Here is a 21,009-nt window from a genome sequence, read left to right on the forward strand (position 1 = left end):
AATGTAGAATTACTTTGTTATGAAAGAGATAGAAGAATTTGTTAAATATTCAAATCTATTTGAGACATATAAGCCACTATTTTCTGGGAAACAAAGATTGTATCTAGAAGCATTTTTAGAGGAAGATAATTCGTTTACAGAAATAGCAAATGCTATGAATGTTTCAAGACAGGCTGTCTTTGATAATATTAGAAGAGCTTGTAAGAAATTAGATTTTTATGAAAAGAATTTAAAAATATTAGAAAATAGAGAAAAGACTCTGGATATTTTAAAAAAAATATATTTTAATTTTGATAAGAAATATTTAAAAGAACTCATACAAGAGTTAGAAGGAAATAGTGATGTTTGAAGGTTTAAGCGATAAATTAAGACAAGCCATGAAAACAATTAGTGGTCAAAGTAAAATGACAGAATCTAATATTAAAGAGGCAATTAAAGAAGTTAAAATGGCATTACTTGAAGCAGATGTTAACTATACTGTAGTTAAGAATTTTGTTTCAAGAATAAAAGAAAAAGCTATGGGTTCTAGCGTTCTTGTAGGTGTAAATCCTGGGCAACAATTTATTAAAATAATAAATGATGAATTGACAGAAACTTTAGGTGGGACTAATGTAGAGCTAAACGAAAAGAAAGGCTCTATAAGAGTAATAATGCTTGTAGGATTGCAAGGAGCAGGTAAGACAACATTTGCAGCAAAATTAGCTAAATACTTAAAAAATGAAAAAACACTTCTAATAGGGGCAGATGTATATAGACCTGCAGCAAAACAACAATTAAAAGTATTGGCAGATAAAATAGGAGCATTGAACTTTACAATTGATGATAGCAAAGATGCTATCAACATAGTTAGCCAAGGTATGGATTTTGCTAGAGAGAATAAGGTAAATAACGTAATAATAGATACTGCAGGGAGACTACATATAGATGAAGTCTTGATGGAAGAATTGAAAAATATTAAAAATAATTTTAAACCAGATGAAATTCTTTTGACAGTTGATGGAATGACAGGACAAGATGCAGTTAATGTTTCAAAGAGCTTTAATGAAGCATTAGGCATTACAGGTGTTGTATTAACAAAAATGGATGGTGATACAAGAGGTGGTGCTGCATTATCAATAAAAGAAGTTTGTGGTAAACCTATCAAATTCATAAGTGAAGGTGAAAAATTATCAGATATAGCTAAATTCCATCCTGATAGATTAGCTGGAAGAATCTTAGGTATGGGAGATGTAGTGTCTTTAGTAGAAAAAGCAAAAGATGTTATAGACGAAAAAGAAGCTAAGTTAATGGAAGCCAAATTTAGAAAGAATCAATTTGATTTTGAAGATTTTCTAAAGCAGTTTAAAATGATAAAAAGATTAGGATCTTTGGGTGGTATTATGAAAATGCTACCTGGTGTAAACCTTGGCGGAATAGATATGAATTTAGCAGAAAAAGAAATGAAAAAAGTTGAGGCTATAATCTACTCAATGACTGTACAAGAAAGACGTAATCCACAACTATTAAAAGTTTTTTCTAGAAAAGAAAGAATAGCTAAAGGTAGTGGAACAAATGTTAGTGATGTTAATAAGCTATTAAAACAATATGAACAAATGAAACAAATGGTTAAGATGTTAAATAGCGGAAGATTTGGAAAAATGTTTTAAAAAATATGGAGGTATATAAATGTTAAAATTAAGATTAACTAGATTAGGAAGAAAGAAACAACCAGTTTACAGAATTGTTGCAATGGAAGCATTAGGAAAAAGAGATGGAAAGGCAGTAGCATATCTTGGAACATTTAATCCTTTATTTGCTGAAAACCAAGTAAAGGTTAATGAAGAAGAAGTTTTAAAATTCTTATCTAATGGTGCACAACCAACACAAACTGTTAAATCTTTATTAGTTAAGACAGGAACATGGGCAAAATTTGAAGAATCAAAGAGAAAATAAGGTAAATAGAAATTGATTCCTACAATGTGGGGGTCATTTTTTTTACAAAAAAATCGGCTGATTATAGCCGATTTATACTACTTTTTCAAATATTTCAATACCATTTCGGCATCTTCTCTTGGATTAACTTTTTCATAAACTTTTTCTACTAATCCATTTTCGTCGATTATATAGGTAGTTCTAACTACGCCAATATATTTCTTACCGAACATTTGTTTTTCTTTTAGTACATCATAATGTTCACATACTTCTTTTGTTGAATCAGATAGAAGCAAGAAAGGTAAGTCGAAATTATTTCTAAATTTCGCATGTGATTCGGTAGAATCTATAGAAATACCTATCAGGACTACATCGAGCTCTAAAAACTCTTTGTAAAACTTCTTATAACAACACGCTTGTTGTGTGCATCCTATAGTGTCATCTTTAGGATAAAAATAAAGAATAACTCTTTTTCCTCTAAATTGTTTTAAAGTATACATTGTATTTGTATAATCAGGTAAACTGAAATTATACGCTACATCGCCTACATTAATCATGACAATCCCTCTATTTCTCCTTTTTTATTAATATCTATATTATATGCATTAGGTATCTTAGGTAAACCAGGCATATCAATAATATTTCCAGACATAATAACTACAAATCCTGCTCCAAATGCTGGTCTAATATCTGTTACATTGAAAGTATAATTATTAGGTATCTTAATTTTAGGGTCATCTGTAATAGACATAGGTGTCTTTGAAACACAGATAGGTAGTTTGTCTATACCTTTATCTTTGAAGAATTTTAGTTTTTCAAGTGCTAAATCAGAGTATTTAATGTTTGTTGCACGGTATATAGATTTTACTAATGTATCAATTTTTTCTTCTATAGGTATATCTATCGGATAAAGGTAGTTAAATGTTTCTATATTATTATTTTCCACTTCTTTATTAGATAAATCTTCTGTCTTATTAATCTCATTAACAATTAATTTAGCAAGATTAACAGCACCAATACTTCCTTTAGAATAGGCATCAACTACACAGCAAGAAATATTTTCAGATTTAGAAAATTCCTTAATCTTATCTATTTGTTCTACAGTATCATCGTTAAACTTATTAATCCCAATTACAATAGGGATATTAAATTTACGAAGATTTTCAATATGAATTTTTAAATTTTCAAGACCATTTTCTTCTATTGCTCTACATGTAACAACTAAAACTGCAACATCAGGAGTTATAGATGACAATCTACATTTTATGTCGAAAAACTTTTCAGCTCCTAAATCTGCTGCAAATCCAGCCTCTGTTATTGTATAATCGCAAAGCTTTAATGCTAGTTTTGTTGCAATTACTGAACTGCAACCATGAGCAATATTTGCAAAAGGTCCACCATGAATTAAAACAGGGGTATTTTCTGTTGTTTGCACCAAGTTAGGTAAAATTGCATCTTTAAGTATTACAGCACAAGCACCATCTACACCCAAATCTTTTACAGTTACTAAGGAATTATTTAGTGATTTTGCGACCACAATATTTCCTATTCTTTCTTTAAGTTCTTCTAAATTTTCACTAAGACAAAGTATCGCCATTAACTCGCTTGCTGCCGTTATTTGAAATGAAGAACTTCTTTCATATTTTTTATCTTTAATAAGTATATTTCTTAATGCTCTATCATTAGTATCTGTAACTCTTTTGAAATATACATTATCCTTATCAATTTTAAGTTCATTTCCCCAATAGATATGATTATCTATTGTTGCAGCAATCAAATTATGAGCGGCTGTTATTGCATGAAAATCACCTGTAAAATTCAAATTAATATCTTCCATTGGTAAAACTTGTGAGTAACCCCCACCTGTTGCACCACCTTTTAGACCAAATACAGGTCCCATTGAAGGTTGCCTTATACTTGCTATTGAAGAATAATTTAGTAAATTAAATGCTTGTGTAAGACCTATAGTTACAGTAGATTTACCTTCTCCATATTTTGTAGGTGTAATGCTAGTAACTAATACCAATTTACCGTTTGATCTGGTTTCTAGTCTATCAAAAATATTAAGTTTAATTTTAGCTTTGTAGTCTCCATAAACATAAACTTCGTCATCATGTATGTGAATATTTCGATATATCTCTCGTATGTTTTTTAATTTTGTATTTCTAGATATTTCAATATCGTTCATTTAATCACCTCAAGATATTATACCATATATTTAAAATTAATAAAATATATGTTTATATTATAGTTCAAATGTAAAAAATGTGGTATAATTTATCATGACAAGTAGGAGGTAAAAGATATGGCGATAAAAATATTTGCAGATGGAGCAAACTTAGAAGAAATGCTAAAAATATATGAAAGTGGATTAGTAGATGGGTTTACAACAAATCCTTCATTAATGAAAAAAGGTGGAGTTAAAAGTTATAGAGAATTTTCTAAAAAAGTTTTAGAAAATATTAAGAATGTGCCTGTTTCATTTGAAGTGTTTACTAATAGCTTTGAAACAATGTATAAGGAAGCAAAAGAAATAGCTAGTTGGGCAGATAATGTATACGTAAAAATCCCTATAATGACTACAGATAGAAAAAGTACAAAAGAATTAATAAAGAAATTATCAGACGAAGGTGTTAAAGTAAATGTAACAGCTGTCTTTACATTAGAACAAGTAAGAGAAGCAGTAGATGCTATAAACGAAAAATCTAAAGGATATGTATCAGTGTTTGCAGGTAGAATTTCAGATGCAGGACATGATCATATGCCGATAATAGAAAAGGCAAGAAGAATCTGCGATGAAAAGAAGGGTTCAGTTGAACTTCTATGGGCAAGTACAAGAGAAGTGTATAATATATTCCAAGCTGAATCATTGAAAGTTGATATTATAACATGTCCTAATGAAATAATATATAAATATGGTAAAAGAGGAGAAAGTTTATTAGACTTATCTTATGATACAGTTAAAACTTTTGCAAAAGATATATCTAATTTAGGATTTAGTGTTTTTGAATAAGATAGGGCTTCTAGCCCTTTTTTAGGAGGTAGTATTGTGAGAAGTATAATGAGAAAAAGGATAATGATATTAAATATATTTTTGGTTTTAATCCTAATATTTTTATCAAAAAATATAATTATCGATAATTTCTTTAATGAGACTATGGTTGTTGTACCTGATGTAACTAATATGGATAAGGATGATGCGATAAAGAAATTAAAGAAATCAAAACTTTATGCTAATGTAATAAGTACAAGATCAAGCGATGTACCCATTAACTATATCTACTCACAATTACCAATTGCAGGAGAAGTAGTAAAGAAAAATAGGGTTATAAAAATATTTGTTAATGATAACAAGAGTAATGAAGTGCCAGATTTAGTAGGTAAAACACTTACAGAAGCTATGAGCTATTTAGAAAACAATAATATAGAGATAAAGCGTGTAGACTATATCCATACAGATGCAGAAGACAATACAGTTTTAGCAATTTATCCTAATACAAGAAAAATAGCTTATGGAGAAAAAATATGTCTTTTAGTTTCAACTAAAGAAACAATGGATAAAAATGTAATGCCAGATATAGTAGGGTTAGATGTTAATGAAGCAAATAGAGTTTTAGCACAAATAGGATTAAAGATTAGTGACATAACTAAAGTAGATAATACAACTTATCCTTCAAATGTGATAGTTTCTTGTAGCCCAGCACCAGATATGTCAGTAAGTAAAGGTACAAAAGTTAGTGTAGTAATTAGTGCACCTAATGATACAACAAGTGCAGATAGAGAAAAAATAAAGCAAGATAATATAGATGAGATAATAAAGAAGGCTGTAGATAGTAATAATACAGAAGATAATAAAGAAGGAAGTGAAGGAAATTAAGGGCTATGTAGTAGGTAAAACACAAGGTTTTTATGAAGTAAAATCAAATGATAAAGTGTATATGTTAAAATTAAAAGGGTCACTTAAGAAAAAAAATGATAAATTAAATTGTATTATAGGAGATAATGTAGAATTTAATGATGATGTTATAGAAAAAATATACGATAGAAAAAACTATTTAACAAGGCCATTAATAGCAAATATAGACGATGTTGCTTTAGTTTATGCAATAAAAGATCCAAAATTTGATTTAACATCTTTTCAAAAAAATTTACTATGGATAGATAGTAAAGGTGTTAATAGAGTATTGATATTAAGTAAGATAGACTTAGTAAAAAAAGAGGAATTGGAAGAGTTTTTAAAGAATTTATCTAATATTTTTAAAGACTTACAAATCTTTCCTATTAGTCTAAAAGAAAACATAGGTACAAATCAATTAAAAGAGTTTTTAGTAGGTAAAAATATAGTTTTATCAGGATTAAGTGGTGTTGGTAAATCAAGTCTTGTAAATTATTTAATGGATACAAGAGTAATGAGTGTTGATACAATAAGTAAGAAGACAAAAAAAGGAAAAAATACTACAATAATTACAAAGTATTTTGAAAATAAGGGAATTTGTATTTTTGATACTCCAGGATATTCAAGTATTGAAATTCCACCTTTTAAAGATAAAAGAGAACCCATGCATTGGTTTAATGAGTTTAGTGAATATATAGGAAAGTGCAGATTTAGAGATTGTTTGCATATAAATGAACCTTGTTGTAGTATAAAAAAGGCAGTAGAAGATGGATGTATAAGTAAAACTAGATATTTAATGTATACTAGTATAATAACTAAGGAGGATAGATGAATATACACATAGCACCATCACTATTATCAGCAGATTTTAGTGATTTAAAAAATGAAGTTATAAACATAGAAAAAGCGGGAGCAACACATTTACATTTAGATGTTATGGATGGAGCTTTTGTTCCTAATATTACCTTTGGTAAAGATGTAATATCTGCGATAAGAAAACATACAAAGCTAATATTTGACATACATATGATGGTGGAAAATCCAGAAAGATATATCAAAGATATGGTAGATGCAGGTGCAAATAGTATTACTATACATGCTGAGTCTACAAAACATTTAGATAGGGCAATAAATTTAATAAAATCATATGGCGTAAAAGCTTGTGTGGCATTAAATCCAGCAACGCCTATTTCTGTTGTAGAAAATGTTGCATATTTATTAGATATGATACTAGTTATGTCAGTCAATCCAGGGTTTGGTGGGCAAAAATTCATACCACAAGCTTTAGATAAAATACAAAAATTAAGAGAACTTTATCCTGATATAGACATAGAAGTAGATGGAGGGATAAATGATAAAACAGCAAAATTAGCTAAAACAGCAGGAGCTAATGTACTAGTTGCTGGTTCATATGTATTTGGTGGAGACTACAAACAGAGAATAGAAAGTTTAAAATAGGTAGACGTATGAGAAAAATAGAAGAGACTTTAGATGATTTCTATAGTATTTATTATAAAGTAGAAAAAGTTAATGTAGATAATACTATAAGATGTATGACTGCAAATGAAATGAAGATAATTGATAGTATAGGTAATAAGAAAACAACAGTAAAAATATTAGCAGATAGAATGGATGTAAAAGTATGTACTATTTCATTGGCTCTTGACAAGTTAGAAAAAAAGCAATTCATAGCCAAGGTAAAAGATGAAGTAGATAAGCGTATAGTGTATATTAAACTTACAAAAAAAGGCCAGCTAGCATTAAAGTATCACGGGAATTTTAATACAACATTATTTAAACAAATAACTGAGAATGTTGATAAGAAAGATCTACAAGTTTTTTCTGATGTTTTAAGAAAAATAACTTCTAATTTGTATAACATAAAAAAAAGTATTGAACCTGTAGATATATTTAATTTTAGAGTAGATGATAGATTAGTTATTATAGACATAAAGATAAATGACGATAATAAATTAAAGTATTTAGTAGCTGATGGACTTAATATTGGGAAAAAAGTTAAGATACTTGAGAAAGATAAAGATAGTATTTTATTGAAAATAGATAATAAGAAGAGAAAAATAAATAGAGATGACGATGTATTAATACTATGCAAAAAAGGAAGATAACATGATATATTTAGACACAGTAGGGATAAAATTTTTATCAAGAGAATTAAATGAAATATTTAAGGGAAATAAAATTGGTAAAATTGTAGCATATGACAAAAATTCCTTTTCAATTTTTTGTGGTAAGAAGGACTTGTATTTTGAAAATAAAGAGGTAGCTATAGTATTTAGCAAAGATGAAAAATTGAGAAATACAGAGTATACCAGTTCCTTTATACTACAATTAAAAAAATATATACAAGGAGGATTAATAAAGGACATATATTCTAGACCTTCTGATAGAATAATAATAGTAGATATTGAAAAGATGGATATAACTGGAGATATTTTAAACTACAGGTTAATATATGAATTATTAGGTAAAGAAGTTAATGTGCTTTTAGTAAATGAAGATAGTGTGATAATAACTAATATGTTTACTAATATGAATGCTAAAAGAAAGCAAATAAAAAACTCGAATTATGTATTTCCACAAACCGTTAATAAATACGGTAAATATATGGTGAAATTGGAAAAGAGTAAGCAAGAAGAGTTTGAAAGAAGCTATAAGGCACTGATATATGAAAATAATATGTTGACATATAATGAGTTTTTAGATATTCCATATACTAAATATGATAGTTTAAATGATAGCCTTAATGCCTACTTTAAAACTAATTCTGAATTAAGTTTAATAGAGAACAAGAAAAGACCATTGCTTAAGTATATAAATAAGAATATATTAAGACTTGAACTTATACAAAATAAGATTCCTATAGACCTAGAAAAAAATAAAGACTATGAAGAGTATAAAAGAAAAGCAGATATATTAGTTTCTAATCTATATAAATTAAAGGGTAAAGAAGAAAAAATAGAATTATTTGATTACTATAACAATAAACAAATAGAGATACAATTAGATTCTAGTCTTAGTCCAAGTAAGAATGTTGAAAAACTCTATCAAAAATATGCAAAATGTAAGAGAAGACAAGAAAGTTTACTTAAAAGAGAAGAAGATATAAAAGAAGAACTAGAGTACTATAAGGAACAGTTACATTATACTGAGAATGAAACAGATATATTAGGTTTAGAAGAAATTGAAAAAGAGTTAGGAATACAAGGCAAGGACAAATTAAAGTCAACTAAACAAAGTAAAAGAAATTTATGCAAAAAAGAGTATAATGGAGCAATTATATTCATCGGAAGAAATAGCACGGAAAATGAAAAAATAACATTTGAGATAGCAAAGCCAAATGATTATTGGTTTCATATAAAAGATGTTCCAGGGTCGCATATATTAGTCAAAAGCGATAATATCACAGATGATATAATACAGTATGCTGCAAAATTAGCAGTAGAAAATTCAAAAAATAAAATTTCTGGAACAGTTGACTATTGTATGAAAAAATTTGTAAAAAAAATACCTGGTGCAAAAAAAGGACAGGTAATATATAAGAATTATAAGAGTATTAATGTGTAGATTACATAAAGTGATTTACACATTTTATTATACACTCCCTTTTTATTTATTAACTCTATTTATAGGTGTAGATTTAAATGATATAGTTTTAATAAATATAGCAGATTAAAGAAGAGATATATTAATAGTTTTATGTGTGAATAAGTAAGCTCTATTAGCTGGTTTAATGCTTCTACTATAAGCATATTGGGCTGTAATCCAAATAACAGCAGTATAAGTTTATTTGCATGTTGAAATATAGAATATTAAAACAATACAGTTAAAGCCAGTAAAATCAATATCTAAAGAACAAAAATAAAAAAAAAGAAAAAAAGTTGTTGACAAAGGGGTTTAAATTTGGTAATATAGTGATTGTCAATAAAGACAAGGACAATGGAAGAAAAAAATAGCAAACAAGATGTTAAGAAAAAGACAAAAGGTGAATACAAGAAGAAAAAAAGATAAAGAATGAAGAGTTTGATCCTGGCTCAGGATAAACGCTGACAGAATGCTTAACACATGCAAGTCTATGAGGAAGTTTAGCTTGCTAAATGGACTCATGGCGGACGGGTGAGTAACGCGTAAAGAACTTGCCCTTTAGACTGGGATAACAGAGGGAAACTTCTGATAATACTGGATAAGTTAGTATATCGCATGATATGCAAATGAAAGCTACGGCACTAAAGGAGAGCTTTGCGTCCTATTAGCTAGTTGGTAAGGTAAGAGCTTACCAAGGCGATGATAGGTAGCCGGCCTGAGAGGGTGGACGGCCACAAGGGGACTGAGATACGGCCCTTACTCCTACGGGAGGCAGCAGTGGGGAATATTGGACAATGGAGGAAACTCTGATCCAGCAATTCTGTGTGTGTGAAGAAGGTTTTAGGACTGTAAAACACTTTTAGTAGGGAAGAAAAAAATGACGGTACCTACAGAAGAAGCAACGGCTAAATACGTGCCAGCAGCCGCGGTAATACGTATGTTGCGAGCGTTATCCGGAATTATTGGGCTTAAAGGGCATCTAGGCGGTAAGACAAGTTGAAGGTGAAAACCTGTGGCTCAACCATAGGCTTGCCTACAAAACTGTTGAACTAGAGTACTGGAAAGGTGGGTGGAACTACACGAGTAGAGGTGAAATTCGTAGATATGTGTAGGAATGCCGATGATGAAGATAACTCACTGGACAGAAACTGACGCTGAAGTGCGAAAGCTAGGGGAGCAAACAGGATTAGATACCCTGGTAGTCCTAGCTGTAAACGATGATCACTGGGTGTGGGGATGCGAAGTCTCTGTGCCGAAGCAAAAGCGATAAGTGATCCGCCTGGGGAGTACGTTCGCAAGAATGAAACTCAAAGGAATTGACGGGGGCCCGCACAAGTGGTGGAGCATGTGGTTTAATTCGACGCAACGCGAGGAACCTTACCAGATCTTGACATCCTCGGGAGAGTATAGAAGTATACTTGTGCCTTCGGGAACCGAGAGACAGGTGGTGCATGGCTGTCGACAGCTCGTGTTGTGAGATGTTGGGTTAAGTCCCGCAACGAGCGAAACCCCTATCATTAGTTGCCATCATTAAGTTGGGGACTCTAATGAAACTGCCTACGAAGAGTAGGAGGAAGGTGGGGATGACGTCAAGTCATCATGCCCCTTATGATCTGGGCTACACACGTGCTACAATGGGTAGTACAAAGAGAAGCTTTGTAGCGATACATGGCGAAACTTAAAAAGCTATTCTTAGTTCGGATTGAAGTCTGCAACTCGACTTCATGAAGTTGGAATCACTAGTAATCGTGAATCAGCAATGTCACGGTGAATACGTTCTCGGGCCTTGTACACACCGCCCGTCACACCACGAGAGTTGTTTGCACCTGAAATTACCGGCCTAACCGTAAGGAGGGAGGTACTGAAGGTGTGGATAGTGATTGGGGTGAAGTCGTAACAAGGTATCCGTACCGGAAGGTGCGGATGGATCACCTCCTTTCTAAGGAGAAAAAGACAAGTAACACTTGTTTGCTAACTTTCATGTTAGAAATTAGGACAATGAGAAATGAATAGTAGGTAAAAAAGAATTACAACTTAAAAAGAAGAGTTAGAATGAGAAGCTAAAAAAGGGCGTACGGAGGATGCCTAGGTAGTAAAAGCCGAAGAAGGACGTGATAAGCTGCGAAAAGCTTGGGGGAGATGCACATAATCAGAGATCCCGAGATATCCGAATGGGGAAACCTGTATATTAGGAGAATATACGTGAAAAAGGTAAGCCTGTGAACTGAAACATCTAAGTAACAGGAGGAAAAGAAAGTAAAAACGATTTTCCAAGTAGCGGCGAGCGAACGGGAAAGAGCCTAAACCATAGTAGAGTAAAAGTTGGAGGACGTTTCTATTATGGGGTAGAGGGGATATTCAGATAGAACTCTATATATCAGTAACGAGTATAAAAGAAGAGGAATTAGTTGGAAAGCTAAACCAAAGAAGGTGATAGTCCTGTAGAACGAACAATATACGAGTTATGAATATTACCCGAGTAGCATCAAGCACGAGGAATTTGGTGTGAATCAGTGAGGACCATATCTCATAAGGCTAAATACTTTTACTAACCGATAGTGCAGAGTACCGTGAGGGAAAGGTGAAAAGAACCCTGAGTAAGGGAGTGAAATAGAATTTGAAACCGTATGCTTACAAGCGGTAGGAGCATAGAAATATGTGACTGCGTGGATTTTGGTTAATCATCCTGCGAGTTATGATATATGGCGAGGTTAAGGAAGCGGAGCCGAAGGGAAACCGAGTCTTAAGAGGGCGATAGTCGTATGTTATAGACGCGAAACCTAGTGATCTAGGCCTGTCCAAGTTGAAGCTGGGGTAAGACCCAGTGGAGGACTGAACTCACCGCCGTTGAAATGTTGGGAGATGAGATAGGTCTAGGGGTGAAAAGCCAATCGAACTAGGAGATAGCTCGTTCTCTCCGAAATGCATTTAGGTGCAGCCTTAATAGAAGATATGTGGGGGTAGAGCACTGTATGACCTAGGGGGCATATAGCTTACTGAAGTCAAGCAAACTACGAATACCATATATTAATAATTAGGAGTGAGTCTATGGATGACAAGGTCCGTGGACGAGAGGGAAAGAACCCAGAACAACAGCTAAGGTCCCCAATTATGTCTAAGTGGGAAAGGAGGTGGATATTCCTAAACAACCAGGAGGTTGGCTTAGAAGCAGCCAAACCTTTAAAGAGTGCGTAATAGCTCACTGGTCGAGAGTATCTGCGCCGAAGATTTAACGGGGCTAAGACATAAACCGAAGCTTTGTAATATACCGATAGGTATGTTGGTAGGAGAGCGTTCTGTAGGCCGTAGAAGGAGAGTTGAAAGACGATCTGGAGGTATCAGAAGTGAGAATGCAGGAATGAGTAGCGAGAAAGAAGGTGAGAATCCTTCTGGCCGGAAGTCCAAGGATTCCATGGCAATGTTTGTCAACCATGGGTGAGTCGGGACCTAAGCTATGGCAGAGATGCTAAGGCGAATGGAAAATAGGTTAATATTCCTATACCACTTATTTAACGTTTGAAGGAATGGAGTGACGCAGGAAGGTATGCGAGATGGCTAACGGATGCCATTTTAAGGAGGAAGTGTGGATATATAGGCAAAACCGTATATCTAAACATGATGACTGATGAGTAAGTACATGTAACGTGTATAAGTCGCAAATCCTACACTGCCGAGAAAAACTTCTACCAAGGAGAATAAGTGCCCGTACTGCAAACCGACACAGGTGGACAGGGTGAGAAACCCGAGGCCGACAGGCTAACTCTAGCTAAGGAACTCTGCAAAATAGCCCCGTAACTTCGGGAGAAGGGGTGCCTATTAGGTGAGAAGAGAAAAACTTTAAGCTAAAATAGGCCGCAGTGAAGAGTCCCAAGCAACTGTTTACCAAAAACACAGGTCTATGCTAAGCCGAAAGGCGACGTATATGGGCTGACACCTGCCCAGTGCTGGAAGGTTAAGAGGAGGGATGAGAGTCTCGAATTGAAGCCCCAGTGAACGGCGGCCGTAACTATAACGGTCCTAAGGTAGCGAAATTCCTTGTCAGGTAAGTTCTGACCTGCACGAATGGTGCAATGATTTGGGAGCTGTCTTGGCTGGAGGCCTGGTGAAGTTGTAATAGCGGTGAAGATACCGCTTACCTGCAGTAGGACGGAAAGACCCCGTGGAGCTTAACTGTAGTTTGACATTGGGTTTTGGCAATGTGTGTATAGGATAGTTGGGAGACGAAGATATATGTACGCAAGTATGTAAGGAGTCACTGGTGGAATACCAACCATAGATTGTTGAAATTCTAATTATGAAAGTAAGACAGTGTTAGATGGGCAGTTTGACTGGGGCGGTCACCTCCAAAAGAGTAACGGAGGTGTTCAAAGGTTCCCTCAGGTTGGATGGAAATCAACCGAAGAGTGTAAAGGCAGAAGGGAGCTTGACTGCGAGACTGACGGGTCGAGCAGGTACGAAAGTAGGACTTAGTGATCCGGTGGTACTGAATGGAAAGGCCATCGCTCAACGGATAAAAGCTACCCCGGGGATAACAGGCTGATACTTCCCAAGAGTCCATATCGACGGAAGTGTTTGGCACCTCGATGTCGGCTCGTCTCATCCTGGGGCTGTAGAAGGTCCCAAGGGTTGGGCTGTTCGCCCATTAAAGAGGCACGCGAGCTGGGTTCAGAACGTCGTGAGACAGTTCGGTCCCTATCCACTGCAGGCGTAAGAATATTGAAAAGATCTGTCCTTAGTACGAGAGGACCGGGATGGACAAACCTCTGATGTACCAGTTGTATCGCCAGATGCATGGCTGGGTAGTCACGTTTGGAAGGGATAATCGCTGAAAGCATCTAAGTGAGAAGCCCACTTTGAGATGAATATTCTATAAGGATCCATAGAGAACATATGGTAGATAGGCTGGGTGTGTAAGTATAGAGATATATTCAGCAGACCAGTACTAATAATCCGAAAGCTTTACAGGAAAAAATTCTTTTTTACTACTACTATTTATTTCTAATTGTCCTAAGAAAGCTTGGTGGTAAGCTACAGAGGTACACCTAGAAACATACCGAACCTAGAAGTTAAGCCTGTAAACGCCTACAATACTCAGTAATGGGGAAGATTGGTAACTGCCAAGTTTGTTTTGACAGGAGTTTTATGACTCCTTTTTTTTCGCCAATTTTCAATAAATATATATAGTAAAGACACATTGTGTCTTTTTTTTTACCTTTCATCCTTAAAAATGATGCGTATATCGCAAATCTATTGTTAATACTTAATTTATTTGATATATTAATATCAAGGAGGTAAGATGAAAGTAGAAATTTCAATTGACAAAAAATATTCTAATCCTAAAGTTGTAATTTATTGTGATGAGTATACAAGTGATATACAAAATGTATATGAGAAAATATTATCATCAACTACTAAGAAAATATTAGCAATTAAAGATGATAAGACGTATTTATTAGATTTTGATGAGATAGTTAGAGCATATTCTCTAGATAAAAAAGTGTTTGTAAGCACAATGAAAGATACATATGAAATTCGTGAGAGAATCTATGAGCTAGAGGAAAAATTATCCTTGGAAAAGTTTATTAGAATTTCAAGAAGCGAAATTATTAATTTAGATTATATAGAAAAATTAGATTTATCGTTTATAGGGACAATTTCTGTAGAATTAAAAAATGGTGAATATTCATATGTTTCTAGAAGAAAAATAAAGACTTTTAAAACATTACTTGGATTGTAAGGAGGTATTATGAAAAAGTATAGAGATAGTTTTTTAATTGGTGTTGGTATAGGGAGTTTAGTAGAAGCAATAATATCAATATTTTTACATATTAATATTGTTGGTGTTTCTTCATTTGTTGAAAGTGTACCTTCAGGGTATGCAAAAATTATTCAATGTATATTGTATGGAGGTTTTGGGATTGTTGGACTTTTAACTAGTAAAATTTACAAACTGAAAATACATTTAGCATTAAAAACAATTTTACAATTTATGTGTTTAATAATATATTTTTTGATTGTAGGAACATATTTAAGATGGACAAGTACAAGAAATTTATTGTTTTCATTGATTATATTTGTTGTTATATACTTAGTAATTTGGACTTTAATATATATTGAAAGAAAAAAAGAAGTAGATATGATAAATATGAACTTAAAGAAAAATAGGGAAGGTAAATAGCCTTTCCTATTTTCTTTTCCATATAACAGTTCTACCTAATAGTTTAATACCACCTACATAACCATGTACTTTTAAAGTATTGTGATTTTGTAATTTTAAAGAACAGTGATATGTATTACCTGTTTCAGGATCGTAAATTGCTCCATTTTCAAAACTGTCATTGTTTTTATCATATGTAAAACTGCTTATTATTGTTATACCAACAATATCTCTATTTCTTTTAGACTTATCAGGATTATTGTCATCCTTTTTAGGGTGTGTCATTCCAATGATTCTTCCATATACTTTGTTGTTTGCTTCATAAATTTTAATAGTGGCAACATTACCGTTTTTAGCCGCTTGTGATTGCCATGTTCCAAAATAGTCGCTTTTAGCTGCAAATGCAAAGACTGATGATGCGATTATTGAAAGAATTAAAATACTTTTTTTCATTTTTGCCTCCTTATGATAGGTGTATTATAACACGTGTTATATTCAAAAATCAACTATATATTTTTAAAAAATATTTAATTAAATATATATTGTTAACAAGAAATATATGATTATTTATTATGAATGTAAATAAATATGTGAGATAGTGCTAGAAAAGTATATTTTTTTGTTTGAGTGATGTAAAATAAAGGGAAGGGGAGAATAAATATTTCTGTAAAGCTTGTTTGACAAAATGTAAATTTTATATTACAATTAAAGTAATATAAAAGGAGGCTAATATGGAATTAGGTAAAGAGAAATTATTAAAAATGTATGAATTGATGCAAGATGCTAGAAACTTTGATATGAAGATAAACCAACTTGTTAGAAGGGGGTTTGTTCAAGGTATGACGCACTTTTCTGTTGGTGAAGAAGCTGCAGGGATAGCTGTTACATCTTCTATGACGGATAAAGACATTCTTTTTACTACGCATAGAGGGCATTCACAATGTATAGGTAAGGGAATGGATATTAATAAGATGATGGCAGAATTGGCAGGAAAAGTTACAGGTGTATCAAAAGGTAAAGGTGGTTCAATGCACCTTGCTGATATACAAAAGGGTAATTATGGTACTAACGGTATAGTTGGTGGAGGATTTGCACTAGCTGTTGGAGCTGCTTTTACACAAAAGAAGAAGAAAACAGGGAATTTTGTAGTAGCAATCTGTGGAGATGGATCAACAAATGAAGGTTCATTCCATGAATCAGTAAATATGGCAGCAACATGGAAACTACCAGTAATATTCTTTATTATCAATAACAAATATGGAATAAGTATGGATATACACCGTGCAACTAATACAGAACACTTATACACTAGAGCACAAGCTTATGGCATACTAGGCTTATACGAAAAAGATGGTAATGATGTTATTAAAGTGTATAACGAATTTCAAAAAGCAATAGAACACGTAAAAAATGGTAATGGACCTGTAATAATGGAAGTTGAATCATATAGATGGTTTGGACATTCAACAGCAGATGCTGGGGTTTATAGAACAAAAGAAGAAGTAGATGCATGGAAGAAAAAAGACCCACTAATTAAGTTTGCAGACTATTTAATAGAAAAAGGTGTTGCAATAAAAGAAGAATTAGAAAAAATGGAAGAAGATTCAAAACAAAAGATACTAGATGCAGTAGAATATGCTAAAAATAGTCCAGATCCAACATTAGATGTTGCGTTTGAAGATGTATATTCAGATTAGGGGGTAAAAATGGAAACAAAATTAATGTCATATAGAGAAGCGATTAATCTTGCTATGAGCGAAGAGATGAGAAGAGATGAAGATATATATTTAATGGGAGAAGATGTAGGAATCTATGGTGGAGACTTTGGTACATCAGTTGGTATGTTTAAGGAATTTGGTCCTGATAGAGTAATAGATACACCAATTTCTGAAGCTGCTATTGCAGGGTGTGCTATAGGGTCTAGTATTACAGGATTAAGACCGATAGTAGACTTAACATTTATGGATTTCATAACAATAGCAATGGATGCCATTGTTAACCAAGGTGCAAAATTAAGATATATGTTTGGTGGACAAGGTATACACGTTCCAGTAACATTTAGATGTGCTTCTGGTTCAGGTATAGGTTCAGCAGCACAACATTCACAAGCGTTAGAAAGTTGGGTATGTCATATACCAGGATTAAAAGTTGTAGCACCAGGAACAGTTTCAGATGCAAAAGGGTTGTTAAAATCAGCTATTAGGGATAATAATATAGTGATATTTATAGAACCAAAGGCTGAATATGGTAAAAAAGGAGAAGTACCTTTAGATCCAGAATACACTATTCCTTTAGGAAAAGGAGAAATTAAAAGAGAAGGTAAGGATATAACAATCGTATCATATGGTAGAATGTTAGAAAGAGTCTTACAAGCAGCAGATGAAGTTAAAAAAGAAGGTATTAGTGTTGAAGTTGTAGATCCAAGAACTTTAGTGCCATTAGATAAAGAATTAATAATAGAATCAGTTAAAAAAACAGGTAGAGTATTACTTGTAAATGATGCACATAAGACAGGAGGATTTATAGGGGAAATTTCAGCAATGATATCAGAATCAGATGCGTTTGATTATTTAGATGCACCTATTGCAAGACTTGCTGGACAAGATGTACCAATTCCTTATGCAAGAGTATTAGAAACACAAATGATACCAAGCGTAGAAGATATTAAGAAAAAAATTCATGATATTATGAACAAACAGTAGGAGGAAAAATGGAAGAAAAATTAAGAGCTACTCCTGCAGCTAGAAGTATGGCAAAAAAAATGCAAGTAGATTTATCAATGATATCAGGAACAGGAGCAAAGGGGAGAATACATAAAGAAGATGTATTAGTATTTATGGAAAATGAAAGACCAAGAATAACACCACTAGCAAAAAAGATTGCAGAAATTAATAATTTGGATTATAGTACAATAAAGGGTAGTGGATTTAGAGGAAAGATAATGAAAGAAGATGTCTTAGCTTTAATGAAGGTAGAAAAACCAGTTGAAGTTAAGAAAGAAAAAGAAGAAGTAAATATAGCTAAACCTGTGGAAAATAGTAATATTATTCCTATGTCAGCTATGAGAAAAGTTATAGCCAAAAGAATGTCAGAAAGCTATTTCCTAGCACCAACATTTACATTAAATTATGAAATAGATATGACAGAACTAAAGGCATTAAGAGCTAAATTAATAGAACCAATAAAGGAAAAGACAGGCTTAAAATTAACATATACAGATTTAATTTCTATGGCTGTTATTAAAACACTTAAGAAGCCAGAACACAAATTTGTTAATGCATCATTAACACCAGATGTAAAAAATATTGAATTACATGATTATGTAAATCTATCAATGGCAGTTGGATATGATGAAGGTCTATTAACTCCAGTATTAAAAAATGCTGATAAAATGAGCTTAACAGAAATAGTTGTAGGACTAAAAGATTTAGCTAAAAGAGCTTTAGATATGAAACTAAAACCTGATGAAATGAGTGGAAGTACATTTACTATTAGTAATATAGGAATGTATGGTGTAGATAGTTTTAATCCAATAATTAATCAACCAAATTCAGCAATTTTAGGGGTTTGTGCAACAGTGGATAAACCTGTTGTAAGAGATGGACAAATAGTTATACGACCTATGATGAATTTATGTTTAACTATAGATCATAGATTAGTAGATGGGTTAGCTGGTGCTAAATTCATGCAAGATTTGAAGAAATTATTAGAAAATCCAATGATGATGTTAGTGTAAAGGAGAAAAAATATGGCAACAGAAATAATTATGCCAAAACTTGGTGTTGATATGCAAGAAGGGCAAATAATAGAATGGAAGAAAAAGGAAGGCGATGAAGTTAAAGAAGGAGAAATTCTTCTTGAAATCATGTCTGATAAAACAAATATGGAATTGGAAGCAGAAGCAACAGGTACATTGATAAAGATATTAAGAAAAGATGGAGAAACAGTTCCAGTAACAGAGGTTATAGGGTACATAGGTAAAAAAGGTGAAGTTGTTGGAGAAGAAACTAAACCTGCAGAAGTAAAAGAAGACAAAAAAGAAGAAAAAACAGAAAAAAATGCTAAAGATTATGATATAATAGTAATAGGTGGAGGACCAGCAGGATACTATTGTGCAATTAGAGCAGCTCAATTAGGAGCTAGGGCATTGGTTATAGAAAAAATAGAAGTTGGGGGAACATGTCTAAATAGAGGATGTATTCCTACAAAGACATACCTAAAGAATGCAGAAATAATAGAAAATATACAACATGCTAAAAAAAGAGGTATAATTCTAAAAGATGAAAAGTATACTGTAGATATGGACAAGACTGTAGATGTTAAGAATAACGTTGTAAAGACATTGACTAATGGAATAAAGGGACTATTTAGAAGTTATGGAATAGACTGCATACATGGTGTAGGAAAAGTATTAAAAGATAAGACAGTAGTAGTTGATGATAAGAAGTTTACAGCTGATAAGATAGTTATAGCAACAGGATCTAAAGTAAGTAAAATCAATATTCCAGGTATAGAAAGTAAGTTAGTATTAACAAGTGACGATATACTTGAATTAAGACAAGTTCCAGAATCACTAGGAATTATAGGTGGAGGAGTTGTAGGAGTTGAATTAGCACAAGCCTTTAATTCATTTGGTTCAAATGTAACAATAATAGAAATGTCTGATAGAGTAGTTCCATCATGTGATGAAGAAGTATCACAAGTATTGAGAAAATCTCTTGAAAGCAAAGGAATAAAGATATTAACATCAAGCAAGTTAAATTCTATTGAAGAAAAAGAAGGAAGATTAACATTAAAATTAGAAGGAAAAGAAGATGTTATTGTTGATAAAGCTCTATTATCAATAGGAAGAGTTCCTGAATTAGAAGGTACAGAAGATTTAGGACTTACTCTTGAAAGAGGAAGAATAAAAGTAGATGAATATATGCAAACTAATATAGAAGGTGTATATGCACCAGGAGATGTTAATGGTATTAAAATGTTAGCTCATGCAGCATTTAGAATGGGAGAATTAGTTGCAGAAAATGCAATAAAAGGAAATCATAGAAAAGTTAAGTTAGCATCTACACCAGCAGCTGTATATACAATGCCTGAAATAGGTATGGTTGGTTTAACAGAAACTAAAGCAAGAGAAAAATATGATATTTCAGTAGGTAAATTTAACTTTGCAGGTAATGGTAGAGCAATAGCATCAGATGAAACAGCAGGATTTGTTAAAGTTATTGCAGATAAAAAATATGGTGAAATATTAGGAGTTCATATTATAGGGCCAGCAGCAGCTGAAATAATAAATGAAGCAGCTACATTAATGGAAATGGAAATTACGGTAGATGAAGTAGCAAAAACTATTCATGGTCATCCAACTTTCTCAGAAGCTTTATACGAAGCATGCCTTGATGTTTTAGGTGAAGCAATACATTTACCAAAGAAAATTAATAAATAA

Annotated in this window: 18 protein-coding genes and 3 rRNA genes; 18 read left to right on the plus strand and 3 right to left on the minus strand. The window is 32.6% G+C overall.

The features are described 5' to 3' along the window. Positions 1-19: 19 nt before the first annotated feature. Genes VC03_RS00780 through rpsP form a run of 3 tightly spaced genes read left to right on the plus strand, consistent with a single transcriptional unit; the run spans position 20 to position 1,932 of the window. Positions 20-349, plus strand: coding sequence for a DNA-binding protein (locus VC03_RS00780; RefSeq protein ID WP_046328231.1), 330 nt, complete (start codon positions 20-22; stop codon positions 347-349). After that, the gene (ffh, locus tag VC03_RS00785; protein WP_046328232.1) at positions 342-1,646 is read left to right on the plus strand and encodes a signal recognition particle protein; all 1,305 of its coding nucleotides are present in this window, start codon (positions 342-344) and stop codon (positions 1,644-1,646) included. The genes VC03_RS00780 and ffh overlap by 8 nt, the downstream gene beginning before the upstream one ends. A gap of 19 nt (positions 1,647-1,665) precedes the next feature. After that, positions 1,666-1,932 carry a 30S ribosomal protein S16 gene (gene rpsP / locus VC03_RS00790; protein ID WP_046328233.1) on the plus strand — a complete coding sequence of 89 codons (267 nt, stop codon included), beginning with the start codon at positions 1,666-1,668 and terminating at the stop codon, positions 1,930-1,932. A 77-nt stretch (positions 1,933-2,009) separates the two neighbouring features. Here rpsP and VC03_RS00795 read toward each other — a convergent pair whose 3' ends face one another. Next, positions 2,010-2,468 carry a peroxiredoxin gene (locus VC03_RS00795; RefSeq protein WP_046328234.1) on the minus strand — a complete coding sequence of 153 codons (459 nt, stop codon included), beginning with the start codon at positions 2,466-2,468 and terminating at the stop codon, positions 2,010-2,012. Beyond that, positions 2,465-4,099 carry a formate--tetrahydrofolate ligase gene (locus tag VC03_RS00800; RefSeq protein ID WP_046328235.1) on the minus strand — a complete coding sequence of 545 codons (1,635 nt, stop codon included), beginning with the start codon at positions 4,097-4,099 and terminating at the stop codon, positions 2,465-2,467. The genes VC03_RS00795 and VC03_RS00800 overlap by 4 nt, the downstream gene beginning before the upstream one ends. Positions 4,100-4,216: 117 nt before the next feature. Between VC03_RS00800 and VC03_RS00805 the strand changes: the two genes are divergently transcribed. The 11 genes from VC03_RS00805 (at position 4,217) to VC03_RS00855 (ending at position 15,587) form a co-directional block, all read left to right on the plus strand. After that, a complete protein-coding gene (locus VC03_RS00805) occupies positions 4,217-4,924 on the plus strand; it encodes a transaldolase (protein WP_046328236.1) in 708 nt (235 codons plus the stop codon). Between the two features lie 36 nt (positions 4,925-4,960). After that, positions 4,961-5,788: a PASTA domain-containing protein gene (locus tag VC03_RS00810; protein ID WP_046328237.1), complete on the plus strand. Its 828-nt coding sequence runs from the start codon at positions 4,961-4,963 to the stop codon at positions 5,786-5,788. Continuing rightward, the gene (gene rsgA / locus VC03_RS00815) at positions 5,775-6,638 is read left to right on the plus strand and encodes a ribosome small subunit-dependent GTPase A (protein ID WP_158500350.1); all 864 of its coding nucleotides are present in this window, start codon (positions 5,775-5,777) and stop codon (positions 6,636-6,638) included. The genes VC03_RS00810 and rsgA overlap by 14 nt, the downstream gene beginning before the upstream one ends. Further along, a complete protein-coding gene (rpe, locus tag VC03_RS00820; protein WP_046328239.1) occupies positions 6,635-7,264 on the plus strand; it encodes a ribulose-phosphate 3-epimerase in 630 nt (209 codons plus the stop codon). Before rsgA ends, rpe begins: the two co-directional genes overlap by 4 nt. Before the next feature lie 8 nt (positions 7,265-7,272). Beyond that, a complete protein-coding gene (locus tag VC03_RS00825; protein WP_046328240.1) occupies positions 7,273-7,932 on the plus strand; it encodes a MarR family winged helix-turn-helix transcriptional regulator in 660 nt (219 codons plus the stop codon). Between the two features lies 1 nt (position 7,933). After that, complete coding sequence (locus VC03_RS00830; RefSeq protein ID WP_046328241.1) at positions 7,934-9,391, plus strand: Rqc2 family fibronectin-binding protein; 1,458 nt, start codon at positions 7,934-7,936, stop codon at positions 9,389-9,391. 444 nt (positions 9,392-9,835) lie between these two features. Further along, positions 9,836-11,348, plus strand: a 16S ribosomal RNA gene (locus VC03_RS00835). Positions 11,349-11,462: 114 nt separating this feature from the next. Then, positions 11,463-14,375: ribosomal RNA gene (locus VC03_RS00840) — 23S ribosomal RNA — on the plus strand. A 50-nt stretch (positions 14,376-14,425) separates the two neighbouring features. Then, positions 14,426-14,532, plus strand: a 5S ribosomal RNA gene (gene rrf, locus VC03_RS00845). Together the 16S, 23S and 5S rRNA genes form the textbook arrangement of a ribosomal RNA operon. A gap of 173 nt (positions 14,533-14,705) precedes the next feature. Beyond that, the gene (locus VC03_RS00850; RefSeq protein WP_046328242.1) at positions 14,706-15,146 is read left to right on the plus strand and encodes a LytTR family DNA-binding domain-containing protein; all 441 of its coding nucleotides are present in this window, start codon (positions 14,706-14,708) and stop codon (positions 15,144-15,146) included. 9 nt (positions 15,147-15,155) lie between these two features. After that, entirely contained in the window at positions 15,156-15,587 is a 432-nt protein-coding gene (locus VC03_RS00855; RefSeq protein WP_046328243.1) for a DUF3021 domain-containing protein, read from the plus strand. Positions 15,588-15,593: 6 nt separating this feature from the next. Here the strand turns inward: VC03_RS00855 and VC03_RS00860 are convergent, their stop codons facing one another. Beyond that, the gene (locus VC03_RS00860; protein WP_052727641.1) at positions 15,594-16,019 is read right to left on the minus strand and encodes a DUF2147 domain-containing protein; all 426 of its coding nucleotides are present in this window, start codon (positions 16,017-16,019) and stop codon (positions 15,594-15,596) included. A gap of 278 nt (positions 16,020-16,297) precedes the next feature. Between VC03_RS00860 and VC03_RS00865 the strand changes: the two genes are divergently transcribed. From VC03_RS00865 to lpdA, 4 genes are read left to right on the plus strand one after another with little or no spacing between them, the layout of a single operon-like run. Continuing rightward, positions 16,298-17,263, plus strand: coding sequence for a thiamine pyrophosphate-dependent dehydrogenase E1 component subunit alpha (locus VC03_RS00865; RefSeq protein ID WP_046328244.1), 966 nt, complete (start codon positions 16,298-16,300; stop codon positions 17,261-17,263). Between the two features lie 9 nt (positions 17,264-17,272). Further along, positions 17,273-18,268, plus strand: a complete 996-nt coding sequence (locus tag VC03_RS00870; protein WP_046328245.1) for an alpha-ketoacid dehydrogenase subunit beta — start codon at positions 17,273-17,275, stop codon at positions 18,266-18,268. Between the two features lie 8 nt (positions 18,269-18,276). After that, complete coding sequence (locus tag VC03_RS00875) at positions 18,277-19,302, plus strand: dihydrolipoamide acetyltransferase (RefSeq protein WP_046328246.1); 1,026 nt, start codon at positions 18,277-18,279, stop codon at positions 19,300-19,302. A 12-nt stretch (positions 19,303-19,314) separates the two neighbouring features. After that, positions 19,315-21,009: a dihydrolipoyl dehydrogenase gene (gene lpdA / locus VC03_RS00880; protein WP_046328247.1), complete on the plus strand. Its 1,695-nt coding sequence runs from the start codon at positions 19,315-19,317 to the stop codon at positions 21,007-21,009.

Origin of the sequence: Sneathia vaginalis (assembly GCF_000973085.1) — a bacterium.
Lineage (GTDB): Bacteria > Fusobacteriota > Fusobacteriia > Fusobacteriales > Leptotrichiaceae > Sneathia > Sneathia vaginalis.